The sequence below is a fragment of the Rhizobium sophoriradicis genome (assembly GCF_003939025.1).
In the GTDB taxonomy this organism is placed as follows: domain Bacteria; phylum Pseudomonadota; class Alphaproteobacteria; order Rhizobiales; family Rhizobiaceae; genus Rhizobium; species Rhizobium sophoriradicis.
Map to the genome: position 1 here is coordinate 63,169 of NZ_RQIH01000001.1, position 19,254 is coordinate 82,422.

The 19,254-nt window shown below is 57.5% G+C and carries 13 protein-coding genes, 3 pseudogenes and 1 other annotated feature; of the genes and pseudogenes, 4 read left to right on the top strand and 12 right to left on the bottom strand.

Translation table 11 applies throughout. The annotated features are described in order from the left end of the window. Positions 1-102: 102 nt before the first annotated feature. Positions 103-420, bottom strand: a pseudogene (locus tag EFR00_RS33385) (sunset domain-containing protein). A 216-nt stretch (positions 421-636) separates the two neighbouring features. Here EFR00_RS33385 and EFR00_RS00380 point away from each other — a divergent pair. After that, a pseudogene (locus EFR00_RS00380) lies at positions 637-766 on the top strand (IS3 family transposase); the annotation flags it as partial. Beyond that, positions 681-795, top strand: a sequence feature (AL1L pseudoknot). It overlaps the preceding pseudogene by 86 nt. A 227-nt stretch (positions 796-1,022) precedes the next feature. Here EFR00_RS00380 and EFR00_RS00385 read toward each other — a convergent pair. From EFR00_RS00385 to EFR00_RS34150, 7 genes and pseudogenes are all read right to left on the bottom strand, one after another. Next, positions 1,023-2,540, bottom strand: coding sequence for a hypothetical protein (locus EFR00_RS00385; protein ID WP_077994561.1), 1,518 nt, complete (start codon positions 2,538-2,540; stop codon positions 1,023-1,025). Continuing rightward, positions 2,533-3,468, bottom strand: a complete 936-nt coding sequence (locus EFR00_RS00390; protein ID WP_077994559.1) for a hypothetical protein — start codon at positions 3,466-3,468, stop codon at positions 2,533-2,535. The genes EFR00_RS00385 and EFR00_RS00390 overlap by 8 nt, the downstream gene beginning before the upstream one ends. A gap of 300 nt (positions 3,469-3,768) precedes the next feature. Continuing rightward, positions 3,769-3,960, bottom strand: a pseudogene (locus EFR00_RS33390) (recombinase family protein); the annotation flags it as partial. Positions 3,961-4,205: 245 nt separating this feature from the next. Beyond that, positions 4,206-6,836, bottom strand: a complete 2,631-nt coding sequence (locus tag EFR00_RS00400) for an AAA family ATPase (protein ID WP_077994557.1) — start codon at positions 6,834-6,836, stop codon at positions 4,206-4,208. Continuing rightward, positions 6,833-7,957 carry a metallophosphoesterase family protein gene (locus tag EFR00_RS00405; RefSeq protein ID WP_077994554.1) on the bottom strand — a complete coding sequence of 375 codons (1,125 nt, stop codon included), beginning with the start codon at positions 7,955-7,957 and terminating at the stop codon, positions 6,833-6,835. Before EFR00_RS00405 ends, EFR00_RS00400 begins: the two co-directional genes overlap by 4 nt. Before the next feature lie 2 nt (positions 7,958-7,959). Continuing rightward, positions 7,960-10,398 (bottom strand): DUF3320 domain-containing protein, encoded by a 2,439-nt coding sequence (locus tag EFR00_RS34145; protein WP_425376248.1) that lies wholly within the window; start codon positions 10,396-10,398, stop codon positions 7,960-7,962. Next, positions 10,350-13,937, bottom strand: a complete 3,588-nt coding sequence (locus EFR00_RS34150) for a DUF4011 domain-containing protein (protein WP_425376249.1) — start codon at positions 13,935-13,937, stop codon at positions 10,350-10,352. Before EFR00_RS34150 ends, EFR00_RS34145 begins: the two co-directional genes overlap by 49 nt. A 463-nt stretch (positions 13,938-14,400) precedes the next feature. Here EFR00_RS34150 and EFR00_RS00415 point away from each other — a divergent pair, with 463 nt between their 5' ends. The 3 genes from EFR00_RS00415 to EFR00_RS00425 all read left to right on the top strand — a co-directional run bounded on the left by EFR00_RS00415 (position 14,401) and on the right by EFR00_RS00425 (position 17,035). Further along, entirely contained in the window at positions 14,401-14,817 is a 417-nt protein-coding gene (locus EFR00_RS00415) for a hypothetical protein (RefSeq protein WP_077994552.1), read from the top strand. Continuing rightward, positions 14,814-15,164 (top strand): site-specific integrase, encoded by a 351-nt coding sequence (locus EFR00_RS33395; RefSeq protein ID WP_245435251.1) that lies wholly within the window; start codon positions 14,814-14,816, stop codon positions 15,162-15,164. Before EFR00_RS00415 ends, EFR00_RS33395 begins: the two co-directional genes overlap by 4 nt. 611 nt (positions 15,165-15,775) lie before the next feature. Further along, positions 15,776-17,035, top strand: coding sequence for a hypothetical protein (locus tag EFR00_RS00425; protein WP_077994551.1), 1,260 nt, complete (start codon positions 15,776-15,778; stop codon positions 17,033-17,035). 51 nt (positions 17,036-17,086) lie between these two features. Here EFR00_RS00425 and EFR00_RS00430 read toward each other — a convergent pair whose 3' ends face one another. The 4 genes from EFR00_RS00430 to EFR00_RS34155 all read right to left on the bottom strand — a co-directional run bounded on the left by EFR00_RS00430 (position 17,087) and on the right by EFR00_RS34155 (position 19,220). Further along, positions 17,087-17,779 carry an NYN domain-containing protein gene (locus EFR00_RS00430; RefSeq protein WP_077994550.1) on the bottom strand — a complete coding sequence of 231 codons (693 nt, stop codon included), beginning with the start codon at positions 17,777-17,779 and terminating at the stop codon, positions 17,087-17,089. Positions 17,780-17,781: 2 nt separating this feature from the next. Next, the gene (locus tag EFR00_RS00435; protein WP_077994549.1) at positions 17,782-18,294 is read right to left on the bottom strand and encodes a hypothetical protein; all 513 of its coding nucleotides are present in this window, start codon (positions 18,292-18,294) and stop codon (positions 17,782-17,784) included. A 401-nt stretch (positions 18,295-18,695) separates the two neighbouring features. Next, positions 18,696-18,833, bottom strand: a complete 138-nt coding sequence (locus EFR00_RS32865) for a hypothetical protein (protein ID WP_167482285.1) — start codon at positions 18,831-18,833, stop codon at positions 18,696-18,698. 147 nt (positions 18,834-18,980) lie between these two features. Then, on the bottom strand, positions 18,981-19,220 hold the full coding sequence (locus EFR00_RS34155; protein WP_125864839.1) for a transposase: 240 nt from the start codon (positions 19,218-19,220) through the stop codon (positions 18,981-18,983). Positions 19,221-19,254: the final 34 nt, after the last annotated feature.

Genomic DNA, 19,254 nt, shown 5'->3' on the forward strand with positions numbered 1-19,254 from the left:
TCTTTTTAGCCCAGAACGTGAACACCATGGCAACAGCCAAGCAGCGGCATCAAAAAAACTCGCGGTGCCACAAAGGAATCCAAGTTGCAAATTCCTACTTCATTACGCTTTTGATTTCCGCCAACCGGCCGCCCAAGCTTCAAACTCCGAGCAGAACCACGGTTCTCCATACCGGGGACTGATCTTCGTTGTGCGTAATATCGCTGCCCCGGCACATGGAAAATTCGTTCGCCGGTTTCGATGCTAATATTGCCCTTGATCTTGCATCCCGGTGCCGCCAGAAGCGTTCCATGAAGCAAGCAAGTCGCTGACGGTCATGCCGCCGGCTGCAACAAATGCGAGGGCGCCGATGAGCAACCCCGGCGCCCTGAACAGCACCGCGGACTGCCATAGCTCTGGCGCATGCTCCATCTCCCGCATTTCGCCCGGAGATTGTAACCCCCTTGAAGCACAGCAGTCACCTATCCAAAAGGCTTATCTCGACGGCTAAGATTACAGCTGCAACTCAGCTCGCAATAAAGCTTGACGCTTGGCCGCGCGAGTTCGAGGAACCGGCGTATCGCTGAACGTACCCGCGTCCGCTTGTAGCGATGCCATTGAGGAGTTTCGAGGGTCGCCTGCGGCTGTTTGCCGGTGAACCGAGAGCTTCGGCAGGCCAACGAGATACTGCGCAAGGCCTCGGCTTATTTCGCGATGGCGGAGCTCGACCCCCGTTGAGGTGATGATCTCGTTCATTGACGAACACCGTGGCGTGTTCGGGGTCGAGCACGATCGGGGGGATCATCTGAGGCGCCAGCGCATCGGCAGACCCCATGTCCCGCGCGATCGTCTCCAGATGGGTCATGACCTCGGCGAACTTCAGATAGCCACTCCCCTTCTTCCACCCCTGGCGCAGTGTTGTGAACGACGAGGAGGATGCCGAAGCGATTATCCTTATCGCGCAGATAACGGCGCGCAGCTGCACGGTCAGCGCATCCTCGAGAGCACCGTTAACCTCGTTGCTCGGGGCCGGATTACGCCTACTATGCGGACTTAAGTGCCCTGAGCGCCTTAGAAATGTCGTCGTGTGCCCGTTGCCAGGACGCGACGATCTTGTTCTGCTTATCCAGATCCGGAATACCAAAAATAGGCTTGAAAGCAGTTGAAAGTTCGTCGACCTTTTGCCTGCGCGCTTCGGTTGCCTGATCTCGAGTCGTCCCTTCAAGCTTAAAATCGGAACAGCAACCGTAGGTTTTTGTAAATTGCCCGCAGTTGAACGGTTCAGCCAACCCTGGTGGAAACCTTCCCTCATCTTTAATCATCCAGTGCCAGTATGAGGTCCCGTCCGGCTGGCTCGAATACACAAACGTCGGCTCAGCGTAGACGTCGGATATTTTGGCCAGGCGCTCCGCCAAAGCATCATTCGCTGATTTAATCGCGGCGTTTGTAGTTTTTATTAGTTCATCGATCCGCGATTGCCCGCGGTCCAAAGCTGCTCGAAAAACTGCATTTTTGTCCCGGTCCCTAGATTCTCCGAAGCCGCTTACTGCCCCCGCACATAGAACCATTAGCTGAAGTGCGAGCACTTCGATGCTGGCGGCCGCAAGAAAGTTTGGAAGATGGCGAAGGCCCGTCTGTGCACCATCGCTGTCCGTGTCTCCAAGGTGCAATGCAAGTTTGACATTGGCCTTCGTGACCGTGGCTCCACCATCTCGATTGGGCACGAGAGCTCCCGTGAGCCAATTAACAAAGTCGTTATAGGAAGTCGGATCAGGTGCAGCGGAAGGGTCGTCCCAGCCTTCATCATAACCACGTCTGATGAAGTGCCAGAGCGCAGCTGATTCGTCCGCGAGCTCGACCACATATTGATCCTCTAGCGCCCCTTTAACAGCCGCCCGTATCTGCTGCACGGTGGGAATGGAAGGCGAAGTGTGCTGCGAGCGTCCAATCTGTTGGAAGACAAAAGACAAGATCTGTCCGCCGATCATCATTGGTATGCCGATGGCAGGATTGGACGAGATAACAACCATCCCTATGAGCGACCCGATTGAGCCTACTTCGGCACCGATGTCCCATCCGGTGACCGTTGCCACCATCGGCCTGACCTTCGCCCCCCCGAACCGCTCCACCGATTTTCCTGCCCACCCGGACACTACGGTCGAAATCGTCTGACCATCAATTCTCAAACGCAAAAGCGGAAGCACAACGTGGATCTCGCCTTCTGACATCCGTCGACGGAAGGCGAATGCGTGTTGACCGAGATCGAGCCCGTCTTCTGCGAGGAACCCAACAGCCTCTTCTGTGATTGTGTCTGATGCGAGCGCAGCAATCTTAGAACGCCAGAAGGCCGTTGATTGCTCATATTGAATTGCAACGCGCCGACGCGCGCTGTCAGAAAACTGGGATGGCAAATCATCGCGTCCGAGCAGTTTCGGCCCAATATCCGATATGTTTACTGCCGCGTCTGCGAGTACCGGAGAATTCTGTCGTACGCGATCCCAGTAGGTCAACGCCGCGCGCTCGTTTTTCCAACCAGACAAAATGCAGACAACCTCAGTCATGATGCTTACCCGCGGCCTTAATCACTGAGTAAATCCGCGCAATCGCGAGCTCCAGAACTATCACGGCTTGCGGTACTGTGAGAGGCACCTCGGTGGCGTCACTTTGCTGTAGCTTCCAACGCTTGATTGTATCGTAAATCGTCTTGAATCGCGGCCGCTCTTCGGTTTCGACGTAGGCGTTCTCTACGGCCACCGCGATGCCTGGTGCTGTTTTCTGCGCAAAGGCGTCGAGTTCATCACGCTTCGCGGCATCAATAACTAGCAGTTTTAAGTCGCGAACCGCCACCAATTGCGCGAGCATCGACTGCGCATAAGCCAGAGCGAAGTCGCGCATTCTGTTACAAAGTTCCGCCAATGGAAGGTTTTTCCATTCCTCGGCGCGCTCCGTGAGGATCTGCTTCAGCTCCTCCGGGATTTCATCCGTATCTGTGGAGTCGGACTCTGGGTTCTTGGACTGGTTTGAAATAGCAAGAGCGATAATCGCCGTTATTGAGGATGCCGCAACTAAAACACTGGGAATCACGAAAGCCCAAAATTTTTGCCGGGTGTAAAGAGGCCCTTTGCCAGGCGACTTCGCTATCGAATTCACCGCATCCTGAAGGCTATCAAGGCCACTCCTCAGATCCTCAATCTGCTCCTTGGTCATCTGGCGGAACGTGGCATCGGGCACATCAGCCATACTCGGTACGCTTCGGCTCAGTGCGGCCACGGCCGTCCTGTTTGCGATCGCACTTGCTGCCTGTGTGATGGAGGGCGAAGCCGCCTCAGCCTGTTGCAGCTGCTGTTGCTGACCAGCTGTCAGCTCTCCGATAATTTGGTCGAGAATCGCGTCGAGATCTTCTGCTGCCTGATCCGCCGACGATTCGTCATCCGAAAGCTCTGAATCATCCAGATCCTTGAGTTCAATTGGTTCCACTGGATCAGGCATCCAAAACACCTCCCAAGAAGTTGCGCAGAAAAAAATCGCGCGGGCTCGAAAACCTCAGGCTGTCGAGCTTCTCTTAAACAAACACTGATTGAGATCTAAGGGGATATAGTCCAGCAAGCAATCAGCGATCGCATAACGAAATGTGGGGTAATTGAACAAGGGTAAAAAGAATTTTCGATCCGAACGCCGATGCATAGATTTCGTACGCTTTCGGTACATCTAGCTGCGGCTCACCGGGGATTACCATTCCCGGCTTGCCATGGTGGGGAAGGGCCTGGTAGGCCTCGTGAATCAGGTTTACTCCCCGACCGGCCCAGGCGTCAGAATGACGCGATCAGTCTGAATGCTCTTGTGCTCGCCGCGCTGCAGGACCGCTTTGATAGCACCCTGTTCATCAATGAGGGTACGTCGCAGGCCGAAGCCGGCAGGCCCGCCTTGGCGAAAACTCCTTTCGATCAACCGGCCCTGTCCCGCGAACAACTTCGTCGATAGCTAGCGGGTGCATTCGCGACAAAAATGCGCGATGAACTCCCACCGGACCTCAAAGATCTGAAGACGATCATCGGCCTATGACCGCTCCCAGTCCGTTTGGGCTCTAACACGACAATCCAAACGCCTTGAAGGGAACCAGAAGCACTCCGAGGCCAGAAAGTGCTAATAAGCAAATTGCATCAAATCCGTAGCACAACGCGCCGCCAACGAAGCATTGATTTCATTCCATAAATCAGAGCTACTGATCAGAGGCTCGGCTGCCACTCTGACATGTGCAGTATGTTTCCCCCGAGCTTCTGAAAAGCCCGTTGGCGACAGGAAAAAACAATGATCTGCTGATCTCTCGACTGTCGATGGAGTGCGTCAAACATCTTTTCAATGCGATCGTCATCCGAATAGACAAGTGCGTCGTCAAGGATGACTGGGGCCGGTCGACCGTCGCGCGCAAGCAGCCTCGCAAAGGCAAGCCGCGTCAGTACAGAGAGCTGCTCTCGCATACCTCCGCTCAGGCGATCGACCTCCTCTTCCTGTCCATTGCGCAGGATAGTCTGAGGCAACAGCGTCTTTTCGTCGAAGGTAATCGAAACATCGTCGAAGAGCAGTCTGAGAAGAGGCCCCAGCTCTGCCATGACGGGCTTGAGGTAAAGTTCGCGGGCTTCGGACCGGGCAGTCTCCAATGCTGCAGTCAACCGCTGCAGGACAGCTACTTCCTTCTCGAACGCCTCGGCACGCGCCTTCGCGGCAGAGTAAGCCTCGGCGGCCTCACGCCACTTCTCTTCCACCGCCTCGTCTGACTGTGCACGGATCTCAGCGTTCAGGCCGGCCATGAGCTCGCGTAGCGCGTTGATCTCCCTATCGGTTGCCTGTTCGATTGAAAGCGCGCGCTTCAGTGCAGCCTCGACCGATTCCAGATCGACCGCGGCAGAGCCGAGGTGCTCAATATGCGCTTCGGCCTTGGAGAGTGCCACGTCAAGGTCAGCCAATGTATTCGATAAGACCTGCGTGCGTTCAACCCGAGCTTCTTCTGGACCCAGGATCGCTTCGACCTGGGCTTGTTCGGCCATCAACTTGGCCAACGCCGTCTCCGCTGTGACGAAGGCTTCGTCGGCTCGTGCCTGGTGGGGCTCCACCTCCCGCAAGGCCTGTCGCGTCTTCTTCCGCCGCTCTTCTGCTTCGCGAAGAGCTGCCCGGACCAGCGTGGGATCCTCTTTCAATTCGACGGACTCGGCGCTAATCAACTCAGCCGAGGCAACATCCTCTCGAAGCTTCGACAGTCCCTCCGGCGCGAGAAGCGACAGCCGAGCCCGCAGCTCACGCAGGTCAGCGTCAAAGTGCTGCGCGCTGACCTGGCGCGCCCGTGCCGTAGCCAGGCTGTCGACACCCATTGATGCAAGTAGCGTGCGCCGCTTCGATTCGGCCTGCTCGAGGCGGTCGTCGCTCCCAGTGTGATGGTTTGAGCGTGCCGTAATCGTGCCAAATCCTGGCACTTCAAGATGCGCTTGACCATCGTAAGTGCGCTCTTCCCCCTCCGTCAGCGGCGTGCCGTTCATGGTCACTAGGCCTGCCGCATCCTTACTGTAGTTAATCGCAAGTGAAGGACGAGCAGCCTCATTGACAGCGCGGAGCTTCGCAATTTCGACTTCCAGGGTTTGAAGCTCATCGATGGCATTCGGAGGTATCTTCAAAAGTGAGAGTTGCGCTTCACCCTCTTCGAAAGCCTGGCGGACCGCCTCCGACTGGGCCAGTTGTTCCTTTAATTGAGTTAAACGTTCCGCTGCCTCACGCGCCCTCAATGCCGCATCCAGGCGGGAAAGCCGATCTCGTGCCTCCTGCTCCTCCGCCTCCGCAGCCTCGACGTCCTCACGAGTCTTTTCGATCGCCTCTGCGGCCTCGCGGCGTTTGCTTACGGCCTCGGCACGGCGCCCTTGAGCGGCAACTAGCTTCTCCTGCAGTGCCTTTGCCTTTTCAAAGGCTGCTAAGAACGCTTCAAGCTCCCGCTCCGCACTGTTCCGTCGTTCTCGAACGAGTTTTAGTTCCGCTTCAGCCGTCTTCAACTTCTCGCTGTGCGCCTTTGCGGCGTCAAAACCAGCCTGCGCCTTCTCGATTGCCTTTCGCCGCTCTGCCCTGTCCTCGGCACTGTCGAGCTCGGCAAGCCGCTTTGCTGCGTTCGCCCGCTTGTTCAGAGCCTCTCGTAGAACAGTGACTTCGTTTAAAAGCCTCTGCTCGTCCGTAGCGAGTTTTTCGCGCTCCTCGATCGCAGCGGCGTAGCGTCCTCCACTCTTCGGCCTCCCGGTGGAGGTGACCATCTCCGAAACTGCGTCTCTCGCGGCGGCCATGATTTCAGCCATCCGGCGCCCACCAGTAACGGCCTCAACCTCTCCCTGCACGGATTCTAGCAAGCTCTGTCGCACCTGCTTTTCACCATCTTCCTCGGAGCGGGATCGCTTTTCGATCCCGGTAATTCCCTGGCGCACCCAAAGGAGACCTGCTGGCCCTGCGGTACCCCCTCTGATCAAACCGGCAATGAAGTTTTCGGCCTCGTCTGCCTGGGCTAATAGCCGGCCGGTACCAAGATCGGAAACACGTGCCGATCGGCCGCCATAATATTGCTTGGTAATCCGAAAGCGGCCTTCGGCCGTAGAGATGTCGGCTTCGAGCAACGGATTGCCACCGCTGTAGGGCCGCAATCTTTGAACATCGGCTGGAGTACCAGAATGTGGTTGGAAAAAGAGTGCGTGCAGCGCTTCAAAGCTGGTCGACTTGCCAAACTCGTTGGCAGCGCAAAGGACGTTAACGCCATCGCCGATACCGTCAATGGCAACACCACGACCAGCGAACCGCTTCACGTTGAACAAGCGTAGTGCCGAGATTTTCATGGTGTGATCGCCTGTGCGTAAGAATAAAGGCGTACCAGCGCCGCCCGTGCGATATCACGTTCAGACGATGCCCGACCCTCGTCGTCGGCCTCGGCACGTAACGCATTCGCGGCCTCGCGAAGCGCGCCTCCGCGATCTATCTGGTCAAGGTCTTCGACCTCGCACTCCGTTACAATGCCGATGTCATCCAACTCGAGGAATGCGAAATCCGGCAACAGTCTTTCGGCCGCACCCGCCAACGCCGCCCACGCCGCCACACGACTGCGGCCTGTCGCCACCACGCGGGCGAGTGTCATCCTTCGATGCCTGGAATCCGGCAGGAGCGTTTCTAGGGCCAAGACGGGATCGTCGCCTTCGAGAAGGTGGAGATCCAGCCGGCGCCAGGCAAAGCTCTCCGTCGGCAACGGCATTACCTCGGGCTGGGCGGAGGGGCCGGCAATGCTAACAAGCAACGCGGTGCCTGGACGTTGGTGTTTGAAACGGTCGGGTTCAGGCGTACCACAGTAATGGGTTCGCTGATCGACCTCCACCGCGCCGTGCCAATCGCCAAGCGCCAGATAGTCAAGGCCGGCCCGCCGTGCCCGGTCCGCCGCAATAACGTCCGAGGCGATTGCCTCCTCTGAGAAACTCTGAATTGCGCCATGGGCAAGCCCGATGCGGAGCGCCCCGTCTGGCGTTGCTTCGCCATCCATCCATTCAGTCAAATCCCGGCCAGGGCGGCGTGTGGTGCAAGGCGCAGGCAATAGAATGACGTCCCTCGCCAACTCGAGCGGTCGGGACTCAACAGCGAGCACGACATTTTCCGGCGCTTCTGCATTCAGCGTCGTCCAAAGCTGCGTTGACTGCAGCGAATCGTGGTTGCCGGGCAAAATTATCCATTGGATCGGGGCGTGGTTCTGCATCTCTGCGAGAGCCTGTCTTCGCACATCCGGCGCAGGCGTTTCGGTGTCGAATGTGTCGCCCGCGAGCAGAATAGTGGTGGCGCCTTGTTCACGGGCGTGCTGAGCGAGCCTTGCGATGACTGCGTGTCTTGCCTCGCGCAATCGACTGGGCAAGTCGCCCGAGAAATTGCCGAAGCGCTTGCCAAGATGGAGGTCGCTTGAATGAATAAATCGGAACATGGCTACTCGAATGAATCGGTGGTTGAAATATGCCGCCGCGCTCTCGCAATGGCTTCGTCAAGCCGTGCACGGGAAACAGCGGCAAGACGCTCGACACCAAGCAGCCGAGCCAGATCTCGCGCCGGATCTAGCTGGTCCAGTAAGTCGGGATTGTCGAGTACCACAAAAGCAAGTTCCGCAAGCGGGATATCGGCGATTGATCTGCGTGCATCTTCACTGGCTGGTTGCCGGTATGGAATAATTTCGGAAACGGCTCCCGCCTTCCAGACAAATTCGCCGCTCGATTCCTTGGTGGTGTGGACAGCGCGGAGGTGAAGGTCGATCATCTCTCGGATTCGTCCACCGGTACGCAACCAGCCGTGTGCTCGAGAAATCCGCTGGGCTAGTATGTCTGTGCGTATCGGACTTTCGGTCTCGATGACCACTTCGATCATAGCTCGCAGGGTATCTCTATAGGCGAATTCGAAGAACTGATCGGGATCGGCTCGGAAGCTGGACAGATCTGTGACACGATAACGCAGTCCATTCGATGCTTCGTCGCCGACCGAAGCGGCGGGTGGCTGCATTTCCGCCGATTCAAACTTGATTGAAGAGGGCGGTGTCTCCACAGAGACGAGTTCAGTGTCGACGATTACTGGAGGCAAAATAGCAGCCTGCTCGACAGAAGGGGCGGCTTCGTCGTCCTGAATTTCGTCAATCCCCTCCACCTCGTGCCCCATGTTCCAGCGGGTCGCGGTGTCCTCCATTTCCGTCGCACGGCGCGCCCTGCTCTCCTCGAGGAGAGCTTCGAGGCTGGCATGAAGCCGCTCGGCGCAACCTGCTGCATCGAACCACCAATCGGTCGACCAGACGCGCAATATGTTCCAGCCAAGGCCTCTCAATACCTGTTCACGCACCTTGTCACGGTCTCTGGCGGTGGCCGATCCGTGATAGGTCGCGCCATCACATTCCACGCCCGCCAGATAGGTACCCGCCAGATCCGGATGGCGGATCCCGAAATCGATCCGAAATCCGGAAATCCCAACCTGCGGCACGACTCGCCAGCCGCGCCGCTCCAATTGCGCAGCGACGGCCTCCTCGAACGGGGAGTCGAAACCGCCGACAGAGCCGATATCCTGGGCCGGCAGGGCGATCGCGCCACGCTCAGCGTAGTCGAGGAATGTCTTCAGATGTTGTACGGCGAGTGCCTTTGTGCGGGTCGGGTCGATCTGGTCAGCCGTGAAACCCGAGAAGACGATGAGTTCCTGCCGCGCACGTGTCACAGCAACATTGAGGCGGCGCTCGCCACCTTCCCGGTTGAGCGCCCCGAAATCCATCGTCAGCTTGCCAGCGGCGTCCTTCCAGAACGTGATCGAAAACAGGATGACGTCTCGCTCGTCACCCTGGACGTTCTCCAGGTTCTTGACGATCGTGGGCTCGACCCGTTCCTCGACAAAGAACCACTCCAGCTCCGGATCATCTCGGCGCGCGGCATCGAGGAGATCGAGGATCAGCGACTGCTGCTGCGTGTTGAAGGTGATAACCCCAAGCGTCGGGCGATCTTTTTCAGGCAATTTCAACCCCGCCTTCATTCGGGAAACGGCTTCTTTTGCGACTGCCTCTGCTTCGATCCGGTTGGTTCTGCTCTTCCCACGGTCGTAAATGCCGTTGGGTACCTTGCGCAGATGCACGGCGCGGTCTTCCACGGCGGGCGACGGGAACGTTACCAGACGGTTCTGGTAGTAGTGATGGTTTGAGAAAGCGATCAGGGACTCGCTTCGGCTGCGATAATGCCATCGCAAATCACGGACTGGAATGCCAGCTGCCTTCACCTCGTCAAGAATGCTCTCCAGATCCTTCTCATGGTCGGCGACGTCCTCCTCGTCCTCGTTGCGTCCGAAGAAGTTCGTCGGCGGCAACTGCTTCGGATCCCCGACGATAATCGTCTGGCGCGCTCGCGCGATGGCGCCGACAGCATCCCAGGTTGTTATCTGCGACGCCTCATCGAAGATCACAACGTCAAACAACGCCTGGTTCGGTGGGAGATACTGAGCAATGGAGAGCGGCGACATAAGCATGCAGGGCGCAAGCTTTGAAAAGTTCTGCGGCATCTTGCCGATCATGTCTCGTATCGACTGGCTCGGCCGTTGCAACTCCATCTGGTAGCGCAATAGGCCGAGTTCCGAATTACGGGAAACGCTCTGAACGGGCGGCAATCCGTGGGCAATCACACTGACGACACGTGAGGTAGCGTGTGATCGGACGAGATCATCGATTTCACGAAATTCACGAATTGCGTTTTCGTGCTGGAAACGGCGGAAATTCCGCAGAACAGGGTCTGCGTCCAGAACCTTCGGAAGCCACCACCTCGCGTAACCGAGGCGAAACGCAGCTCGCGCTTCATCGGGCCGGATCACCCCAGTCTCAATCTGTTCGACCAGAGAGGACAGGTTCGCGTGCATTGCGCGGCTTCTGATCCGGCACCAGGCCGACCAATCGCGAAGCAGATGTCGTGCTCCGATGAGAGCATCAAGCTGAGCGTCGCAAGGTCGACCACGTCTTTCTCACCAGAGCGATCCCACCCCGCAATCGTGCTGAAGCGCTGTCGCGCTTCCTTAAAGCCTTCGACTGCGGCAAGAAGCCTGTCTCCCCCTTGCCGAACGCCATCGTTTTCAACCACTGCGTGGAGACATGGTGCGATGATGCGGAGCGCCGACCGTATCTCTTCCTGATCACGTCCCGGAAGCGGCATGGTGGCACGAAACTCTCGCGCTAGTTCCAAAGTTTGGGCAACCACTCCGACGTCTGTACCCAGGCCGTGTACCGGCAAGGGTTTTCCGTTCAACAGATTCTGGTCGATCGCCGCCAGGCAATCCTTCATGCGGCGCAATAGTGGAAGGTCCTGCTCCGGTTCCACGGTACCTTTATCGGCATAGCTTTGCAGCAGCTTTTGAAGCTTGCGCTTGCCGAGCATCGCGTTTGGCCAAAACGATGCGCTCGCCTCTCGCCATTGGCGATCCAGCACGTCCGGATCGAGATCGCGGACGGCGGAGGCTCCATAAGATGCTGCAAGTCCGCGCTCTGCTTCGCGATAGGCCTCGATAGAATTTCGAAGACTTTCCAGTGCCTCGGCACATCGCGCGAAGTCACGATCGAATGCGATCGTGATGTCGCGACCTCGGCATTTCTGCAGTGCTCGCGCTAGACCTTCCAGTGCTTGGAGTTCGGCTTGTGACGACCGTTCCCGCGGCTTCAGGCTCATGCTCGCGAGATACCCGTCGATTGAGCTGGCCAACAGATCGATCGCATTCTGCAACGATTGTGCGGACGCTAACAACCCATCCTGCCAGGCGGAAGTCCATTCGCCAACCCTGACAAGGTCCAGTGCTGGCTGCCGTTCGACCGATGCGAAGACCAAGCCGAGTTCGCCCGCAAGGTCTTCAAGCTCGCGTAACGTCTGCGCGTCATGAGCGTCTCGTTCCAACCATGACAAGGTTGGTGCCGGAGCGTCAACAGCCTTGAGCGCGACGCCCAATGCCAGATAAGTCGTCCATCCGTTTGGATAACGATTGTGCAAAGCTCCGACGTAGGCATTGAGCTCGTCGCGGCGCAATCGAAGTCGCTCGTTGATCGCGACCCACTCCGACGCATCTGTCCGACCGCCATGCTCCCAGGCTGCCTTGAGCTGTCCAAGGAAATGTCGGCGATCAGCCTTGTGCGAATGCAATTCGATGCAGTGATCTCCGAGGCCGTGCGCGCGTAATCGACGATAGACCACGTCGAGCGCGGCCGTCTTTTCAGCGACAAACAGGACCGTTTTCCCCACCGCAAGGCAGTTCGCAATCATGTTTGCTATGGTCTGGCTCTTGCCCGTACCGGGAGGACCGACAATGACGAAATCGCGCCCTTCGGCGGCCGCGAGACTTGCCGCTGTCTGGGAGGAATCTGAAGGAAGAAGGCAAATGATGTCCGCTGGCGCATAAGCATGATCGAGATCACGTTCATCGCGAAACGCCGATTGTCCGCCGCCCTCTTGGAAGGCTTCCTCCGGCGTATCGATCAGATGGCGGACTACCCGGTTCTCGCGAAGCGCCTCGGTGCGTTCGACCAGATCCTTCCACATGTGGAATTTCGCGAAGGAGAATGTGGACAATGCTGTCTCATCCACAACCTCCATACCCGGCACGTCACGGACCGCCTGCCGCATGATAGCGAGAAGACGTGGTACATCCACCCCATTGTCATCGAGCGGCAGGTCGCCGCCGAACTGGGGAAGTGTCAGGTCGAAATTCCGCTCCAGGAATTGCAAAAGGGTCGCATTGAAGCGCGGCTCGTCCTCATGAAAACGGATCGTGAAGCGCGAACTGGCACTGCGGCGCTCAAGCTTTATCGGAACCAACAAAAGCGGCGCTCGATAGCTGCGCTCATCCTCCGGTTTCTTCTTCCACCGCAGGAAGCCGACGGCAAGAAACAGGGTGTTCGCTCCGCCCTCAGCAAAATCATTACGGACCTGCCTGTACAGGTCGATCAACCGAGCCTCGAGCTGGTGAGTGTCCAGTGGCGACGGGAGCTCGTCCCTCAGTAGAGCCTCGGCAGCAAAATTGCGCTGAAGATCGCGGCCGTGCACGTCTCGATAGAGCGCCGCGTCCCGTTCGCCGAGTGGGTTCTGTTCGGGCAATGAAATGATCCGCACTGCAGCGCCATTCGCGAGTCGGTCTTCGAGATAGGCGACGTCAGTACAAAGAAACGGAATCATCTTCTTCGATTCCGGAAAGTTGAGGAGCCGGTTGCGAAGGGTCAGATCCAGCAGTTTCTTCTGCCATCGGTCGATGCGTCCGACGGCGGTGGTCGGTTTGACCTCGATGGTCTCAGCCGGTAACTCGGCAAAACTGGGAGCTGAGGGAAGTGGCAGGCCCGCAGCGGGTGTCATATCGTCATCGAGGACATTGCGCCGGACCGGCTCATGTGAGGCGAGTGGCATGACCCCGCCGCTTCTCGATCGCCTGACATCGATCGCCGCAACGAATGCGTGAGCTTCCCCCTCTCCGAGACGGCTGTCCAGGACCCGCTGTGCGCTTTCCAAGGTCATGGCGGGACGATGCGTCACGCCAGTCGTTTCAAAAACTATCAACTCGCGCGATGCCAGAGCCTTTCGGACCTCCATCTGATCCGTCTCGATCGCATGGGCGAAGGTTCTCTTGGCCAGCCATACACCAACTGCCGCATGTCCGTCGAACATCAAGACGACTGGGTGTAATCCGGCTGCTTCCAGCCCGGCGGCAAAAAGAAGGGTAGTATCGAGACAGGTCGCCAGCCGCTCCTCGGAAATCGTGCTGGGGCGCCGGATCTTCTGACCGCGGCTCTCGAAACTTGCCGGCGGTTCAGCGTAGTGCAATCCCATCCCCGCAACAGCTGAATAGATAGCCGCCGTCAGCATGTAAGCTCGCTGAGGATCCTGTGACTGGTAGCCGTCCAATCCGCGTGGATAGCCATGCGCAGCAAGCCTTTCTGCTGCCGTCCGCAGGATTTGGGCCACCCCAGGATCGTTCGGCATGACGAAGGCTGGCAGCAGTTGCACCATATCGGCAACGCCTCCCCATTCGTCCCGCGCAAGCAGTCTGACGGGAAGGCGTTGTTCGTCCAGAATCTCTCCGCCCCTTGATAGGCGTAACGTAATCTCGCCGCGCTCTGCCTCATTTAGGCCCGAGAGATAACCGGCGTCGAATTCGACTTTTCGATCGACCAGAGGAAGCCGATCGCCCGGCATCAGACGGTCAACTATCCATGATTTCGGCCTCAAGAAGGAAGGCGAAGACGTCAGATCGAGGCGGCAGTTTTCAATGTGCCTATCGGTATTATTCTCAATCAGAATCGATCGGATGACCGGGATGGCATTTTGGTAAGATGCGTAGGTGAAGCTGGCCGCAACATCGACAACAATGGCAAGATCGCCAGGTTTGTCGGCTTCTTGTTCCTCTGTACCACTTTCGAAAGTCTGCATTGATGTCTCCCCCCAGCGGGAAGACTAGCGGCGTTTCTCAACTTTAAGAAGACCAATATTGGAGACAAAATGAACTTTTAAGACATTTTCTTTGAAAGTCTGGGGCGAGTCATAGTCCGGCTCAGCGAACCACGAGCGGAACGCAGGAAGGGCATCAAGCCAGAAGCCCTCCGCCGGCATCGAACATAGCTGCCACTCTGCGATCCCGTAGTACGCGCAGAGTTTTCAGGAAACCACCGAATCGACTTGAATAATCGAATTCCGGGCGCAAAGCAGCCAACTCACAGAATGTCTGCCTGGCTAAGCGCGCTCTATTATGCGCTCAGCTCTTGATGAGAGCAGTGCCTCAGACGAGGTCATTCACGTCTAGCAGCAGTTGAACGGATTCGAACCGAAGACCTAGTTGCAATTGGTGCTTGATTATCTGTGATAATGTTCCTTATCATATATAGGAGATGCCACTTTGGAGCAGCTTGAAATCCTCGCTCGTCGGTTCCGGGATGCGATCGAGCAGGCCCCGGCTGATCAGCTGCCCGTCACCATGCAAAACTTCCCAACAGGGGCGTGTGGCGATGCGACCCTGTTGCTCGGGCATTATCTGAAAGCCCAGGGATTGGACGCCTTTGATTACGTCCTCGGCGAACGCGACGATCATTCGCACGCTTGGGTCCAGCAAGGCGACATCATCATCGATATTACTGCCGACCAGTTTGCGGAGATCGACCGGCCTATCATCGTTACCGCCAATCCGGATTGGCACAACGAATTCAAAGCCGAAGTGCTGCATGAAGCGGACTTCACCATTTATGATGCCTACACGGCCGCCACGTTAGCGGCTGCCTATCACACTATCCTCCAGCATATGGAGGTGCCGGCATGAGCGGCGAGCTTGTTCTTTTCTCGGCTGGCCTGCCAGCTGCCTTGACGGATGTTCCGGCCAATGTCCGGACGAAGTTCCTGGAATTCTTCACTGCCCAGATCCGGAACGTGAACACGCGACGCTCCTACACCAAGGCCACCGTTGAGTTTCTGAGCTGGTGCGAACTTCGCGCACGGTCCCTTGACGCCATTACGCCGATCCATGTGGCGGGCTGGATCGAGGAGCTGACGGGCACCCGCTCGGCGCCGACGGTAAAGCAAAGGCTGGCCGCCGTGCGGCACCTGTTCGACTGGCTGGTGACGGGGCACGTCATGCATCCAATCCTGCCCATTCGGTGCGGGGCCTGAAACATTCCCGCCGGCGAGGCAAGACGCCGGTCTTGTCTCCGGAAGAAGCGCGCAAGCTGCTCGACGGGATTCCGAGCGACACCCTAATCGGCAAGTGTGACAGCGCGTTGATCGGCCTCATGACCTATACTTTCGCGCGGATCGGAGCGACCACCGGCATGGAGGTGCGGAACGCTTACCTGCAGAGCCGGCGCCTGTGGGTTCGGCTTCACGAAAAGGGTGGCAGCAGGTGGAGCTTCCAAGCCACCATTCGCTCCAGGCTTATCTTGACGACTATATCGAAGCCGCCGACCTCAAGGACACGCCCCGGGCCACGTTTTCCAGACAATCAAGCGCGGGACCGAGCAGTTGTCCGGAACTGTCCTGCCCCAGGCCAATGCCTACGCCATGATCCAACGCCGTGCGGTCGCGGCCGGAATCAGCACCACCGTATTAATCACACGTTTCGAGCGACCGGTATAACGGCCTATCTCAAGAATGGAGGCACGCTCGAGAAGGCCGCCAACATCGCGAACCATTCGTCGACCCGGACGACCCAGCTTATGATCGCCGAAGCGACGACGTAAGTTTGGACGAGATCGAATGCATCCTGATTTGAGGCGATAAGGACAATGATCGGCTTTCGAAAAAGATCATTCTGGCGAGCGCATGCGCTCCTCCATGCCTTAAAGGAGAATGACGGAAATTTTGGTATTCTGTGCGATATCCAGGTCCTGCTGATCAAGGAAATCATGCGGGCCGAGGCGCAGATCAAAGCCCGCAATGCCGAGCTGAAGGCACTGCCGCCGGAGGCGGAGTCCCGCCGCAAGTTTCTCACGACACGCGTAGAGAGCCTGCGCAATGATGTCTTCATATGGAAGTGCTTCGGTGATGCGCTGGCCTTCCTTTATATGGACAAGTTCGCCCTGAAACACACCTTTTACAGCGCCCACGAATTCAAGATTAAGCAGGATGCCGGCTTCCTCTCTGGCAAGGACGGGTTGCCGACCGAATTCGGCCTGGTGCTCGACGCGCTACAAAACAACGTTCCGGCCATGCTTACCGACCTCACCACGACCATTCGGCATGGGGATGTCGCGCTTATGGGAGCAAGCGACCCCTATCTCGTGGAGGTGAAAGCCAAAAAGTCGAAAAACGAGCGAGCCAGGAAGCAGAAGAAGAACCTGGAGATCCTGCACGAGTTCTTTGAGAACGATCGTTCAGACCGTTTGCGGGGCATGACGGGTGTTACGCGGCAGGCCAATTCCACCCCAGAACGTGTCTATTCGGCGGAGATGAATGCCTGCATCGCCGACGCCCTTGAACATGGAGAAGAAATCCGGACGCCCGAAGCCGGGCTTACCTACGTGGTGCTGCGGACCAAGGATGCACAGATCAAAGGGGTTTTCGATCGCCTCAATCTGGAAGGCCCGTTTATGCATATGTGGAACGCGGAACGGCGGGATCGCACTTGGGCACCCTACTATCCGTTCACATTGACCATCGAGAACGTCGAACATCTTTGGGCGTTCGTCCGTGGTCACGTGTACATCCTGGTATTTGTGGGCATGCGGCAGCTCGAACAAATCGCTATCGATTGCGGCTGGGAAGCGGTCTTTGACCCGGAAGATGCAGAGTATCCGCTAAGGATAGACTTTGGCGTCGACCGCGGCGGTATGCGGATATCCTCGCATTTGCTTGGTCGTATCGGGATTGAGTGCGTGTCGCCCGCGTGGATCATCACGAATTCTGTCGACTCCTTCCAGGCCGTGGCCCTTCCCGACCTCGACCCGAACACTGTCGCCCTTACCGCGTCTCCGGAACTCAATGCCAAGGTGCGGAAATACATGCAGGAGGCGGGCATGGATCCAGACACGCCTCTCATTCGCTAGACGCACTCCCCTGCCCGCCGCCTCGCGTTCTCCTCCAAGAGGCAACGCGCCTCAAACCCAATCCACCGGCTTGGTAAGAGGCTTCATCTTGCTGCGCGGCAGAGGATCGGCGAACAGCGCGGCCGCGAGGTCAGCGTCGGTGATGTAGGCGACCTTGGAAGCCACCTTCGTCAACGAAGGCGCCGGCACGGGGCGGTTGGCCTGCTGCGGCAGTACGGGAGCGACGACCACCACCGTCTTGCCCAGATCTTCGGTCGCGATCCGGATCGGTTCGACCAGGTCTGTATCGTTGGTGAGCACATAAGCCACATCAAAGGCGTTCTGGAACGCGTCCCGTACCAGGTGGACACCCAGCTTTACGTCCGTTCCCTTCTCCTGCGGCGTGGCGACATACACGAATTCCGGATAGGGTTGAGGCCAGACATAGCCGTCAGGCTTTGCCATCGGCGGGTGGACGAGCTTGACCCACCTGTTGCTGATGGTGAAGTTCCCCGAATGGATCGCAATGGCGCCCGTCGACTTCAGCGCAGCCAGATATGCTTGCTGCTTGCCCACGGCAGCCGGATCGATCTTGCCCGACACGTAAGCGGTATAGAAGTTGACCACGTCAATGGTGGTGTTCGGATCGTCGGCCGTGGCAAGTGCCTGTGCCAACGCATGAACGTTCAGCCAACGGAACTGCCGGTTCTTGCGGAGGCGCGCGTGGTAGAAGTTGAATCCGTCGATATAGAAGATGGCGCGCATAGTCAGATCTCCAGATCCGTTGCGCCGATCTCCAACATTCGCTCGTAGAGGGCGTGAAAACGGTCTGCCGGAAAACCTTCCGTGCCATTGGTCTTGTGCTGGCTGACAACGAGATAGGGGTTCCAGATCTGCACATAGTGAAGGCTTCCCGACACGCCGGGCTTGGTCGCGATGAATCCAAGCTCCTCGAGCTTGCGCACGCGTTCCTTCCAGGTCGAGACGCCGCGCAGCCCCGAGAACCCCGAGGCAAACGCGATTTCCTGCTGCTTGCTGAGCGTTACGAAGCCGTCGTCGTTGCTCCGGCACCACAGCTCGAGGTACGTCGACGAAACAGGCTTGCCCTTCCCCGAGAGGGCATCCATGATGGATCCGAGGAGCGGCATGGTGCGGGGGATGGTCGTGAAGCCCTTGGCGGTCTTCCGGTTCCAGACATCGGTCGGGTCGACCGTACCGAACACCTGCTGGCGCAGCTCGGCCTGCTTCTCTTCGATCTTCTTCTTAACGGCGGGAGCCATATGATATTCCTTTCAATAAATTTCGTAGCCTAGATATAATTATTTTATGTAGTTATTTCAAGTATTTAGTAATCGTCTCAGCGTTTTTGATTCCGCATGTATCGCCCATTCATGGATAATTCTTTGCCCATGTATCGTCAAGTCAGAGGTTTTGAGGCGTTGAGATAAGAAGGGAAAGCAAGGTTTTCCAGTCGGTTACAGGAAATTTCCTGTGCTCCCGTGTTATCCTGTTATCCCTGAGTGCTAATACGTGCTCCCCTGTGCTCGAATGGAGAGGGTCCGGGAGAGGGTCAACCTTTGACAGGATTGGTGTTCTGTCCCATATAGTGACTGAGACCACTAGCAGCTATGCTGTTAGTCCAAGAGCCGCCGAGGAGCAATCCGAAGCGGCTTTTGGCTTTTTAAAAGAGTATGTCATCCACGATGTCAGTCGGCCGGCGCACCAGATGGCTTGCCGTGGTGTCGCCGATGACCACCAGGACAATTTCAGCAGGTTCGAACGGCGTCCGGTTGGTCACATACTTGTAGCCTTCATCCATATCATAGCGCGGATGCTGGCGTGAGGCGGTGTAGGCTCCCAGGAATACGTTGATACTGATCGCGGCGAGCGCGGGAAGGATCTCGTTGACGTCCGCTTGCTTCTGAATGACTTCCGCGTAGGTCGGGTTATATTAGTGGGGCAAACATCATGAAGGTGTGAAGGCTTCCAACCGTCCCCATTTCGCCAGAGGATCGTCTCTGAAGACCGTGTCCATTGTCCATTCTCCGCAAGAACGAGGCTGGCAAGCAGCGGTAAAATGTCGGTGCTTGGAAACCTTCCCAGCGTCTAAGACCGCACGACGCCAGCCAAAGAGCTGCGACGGGTGAATCCCGAGCTGATGCGCAATCGCCGAGACGCTCTCGCCTGGCTCTAACGCCTCCGCCACCGCCCGTGCCTTGAACTAATCCGCCCAGCGTCGG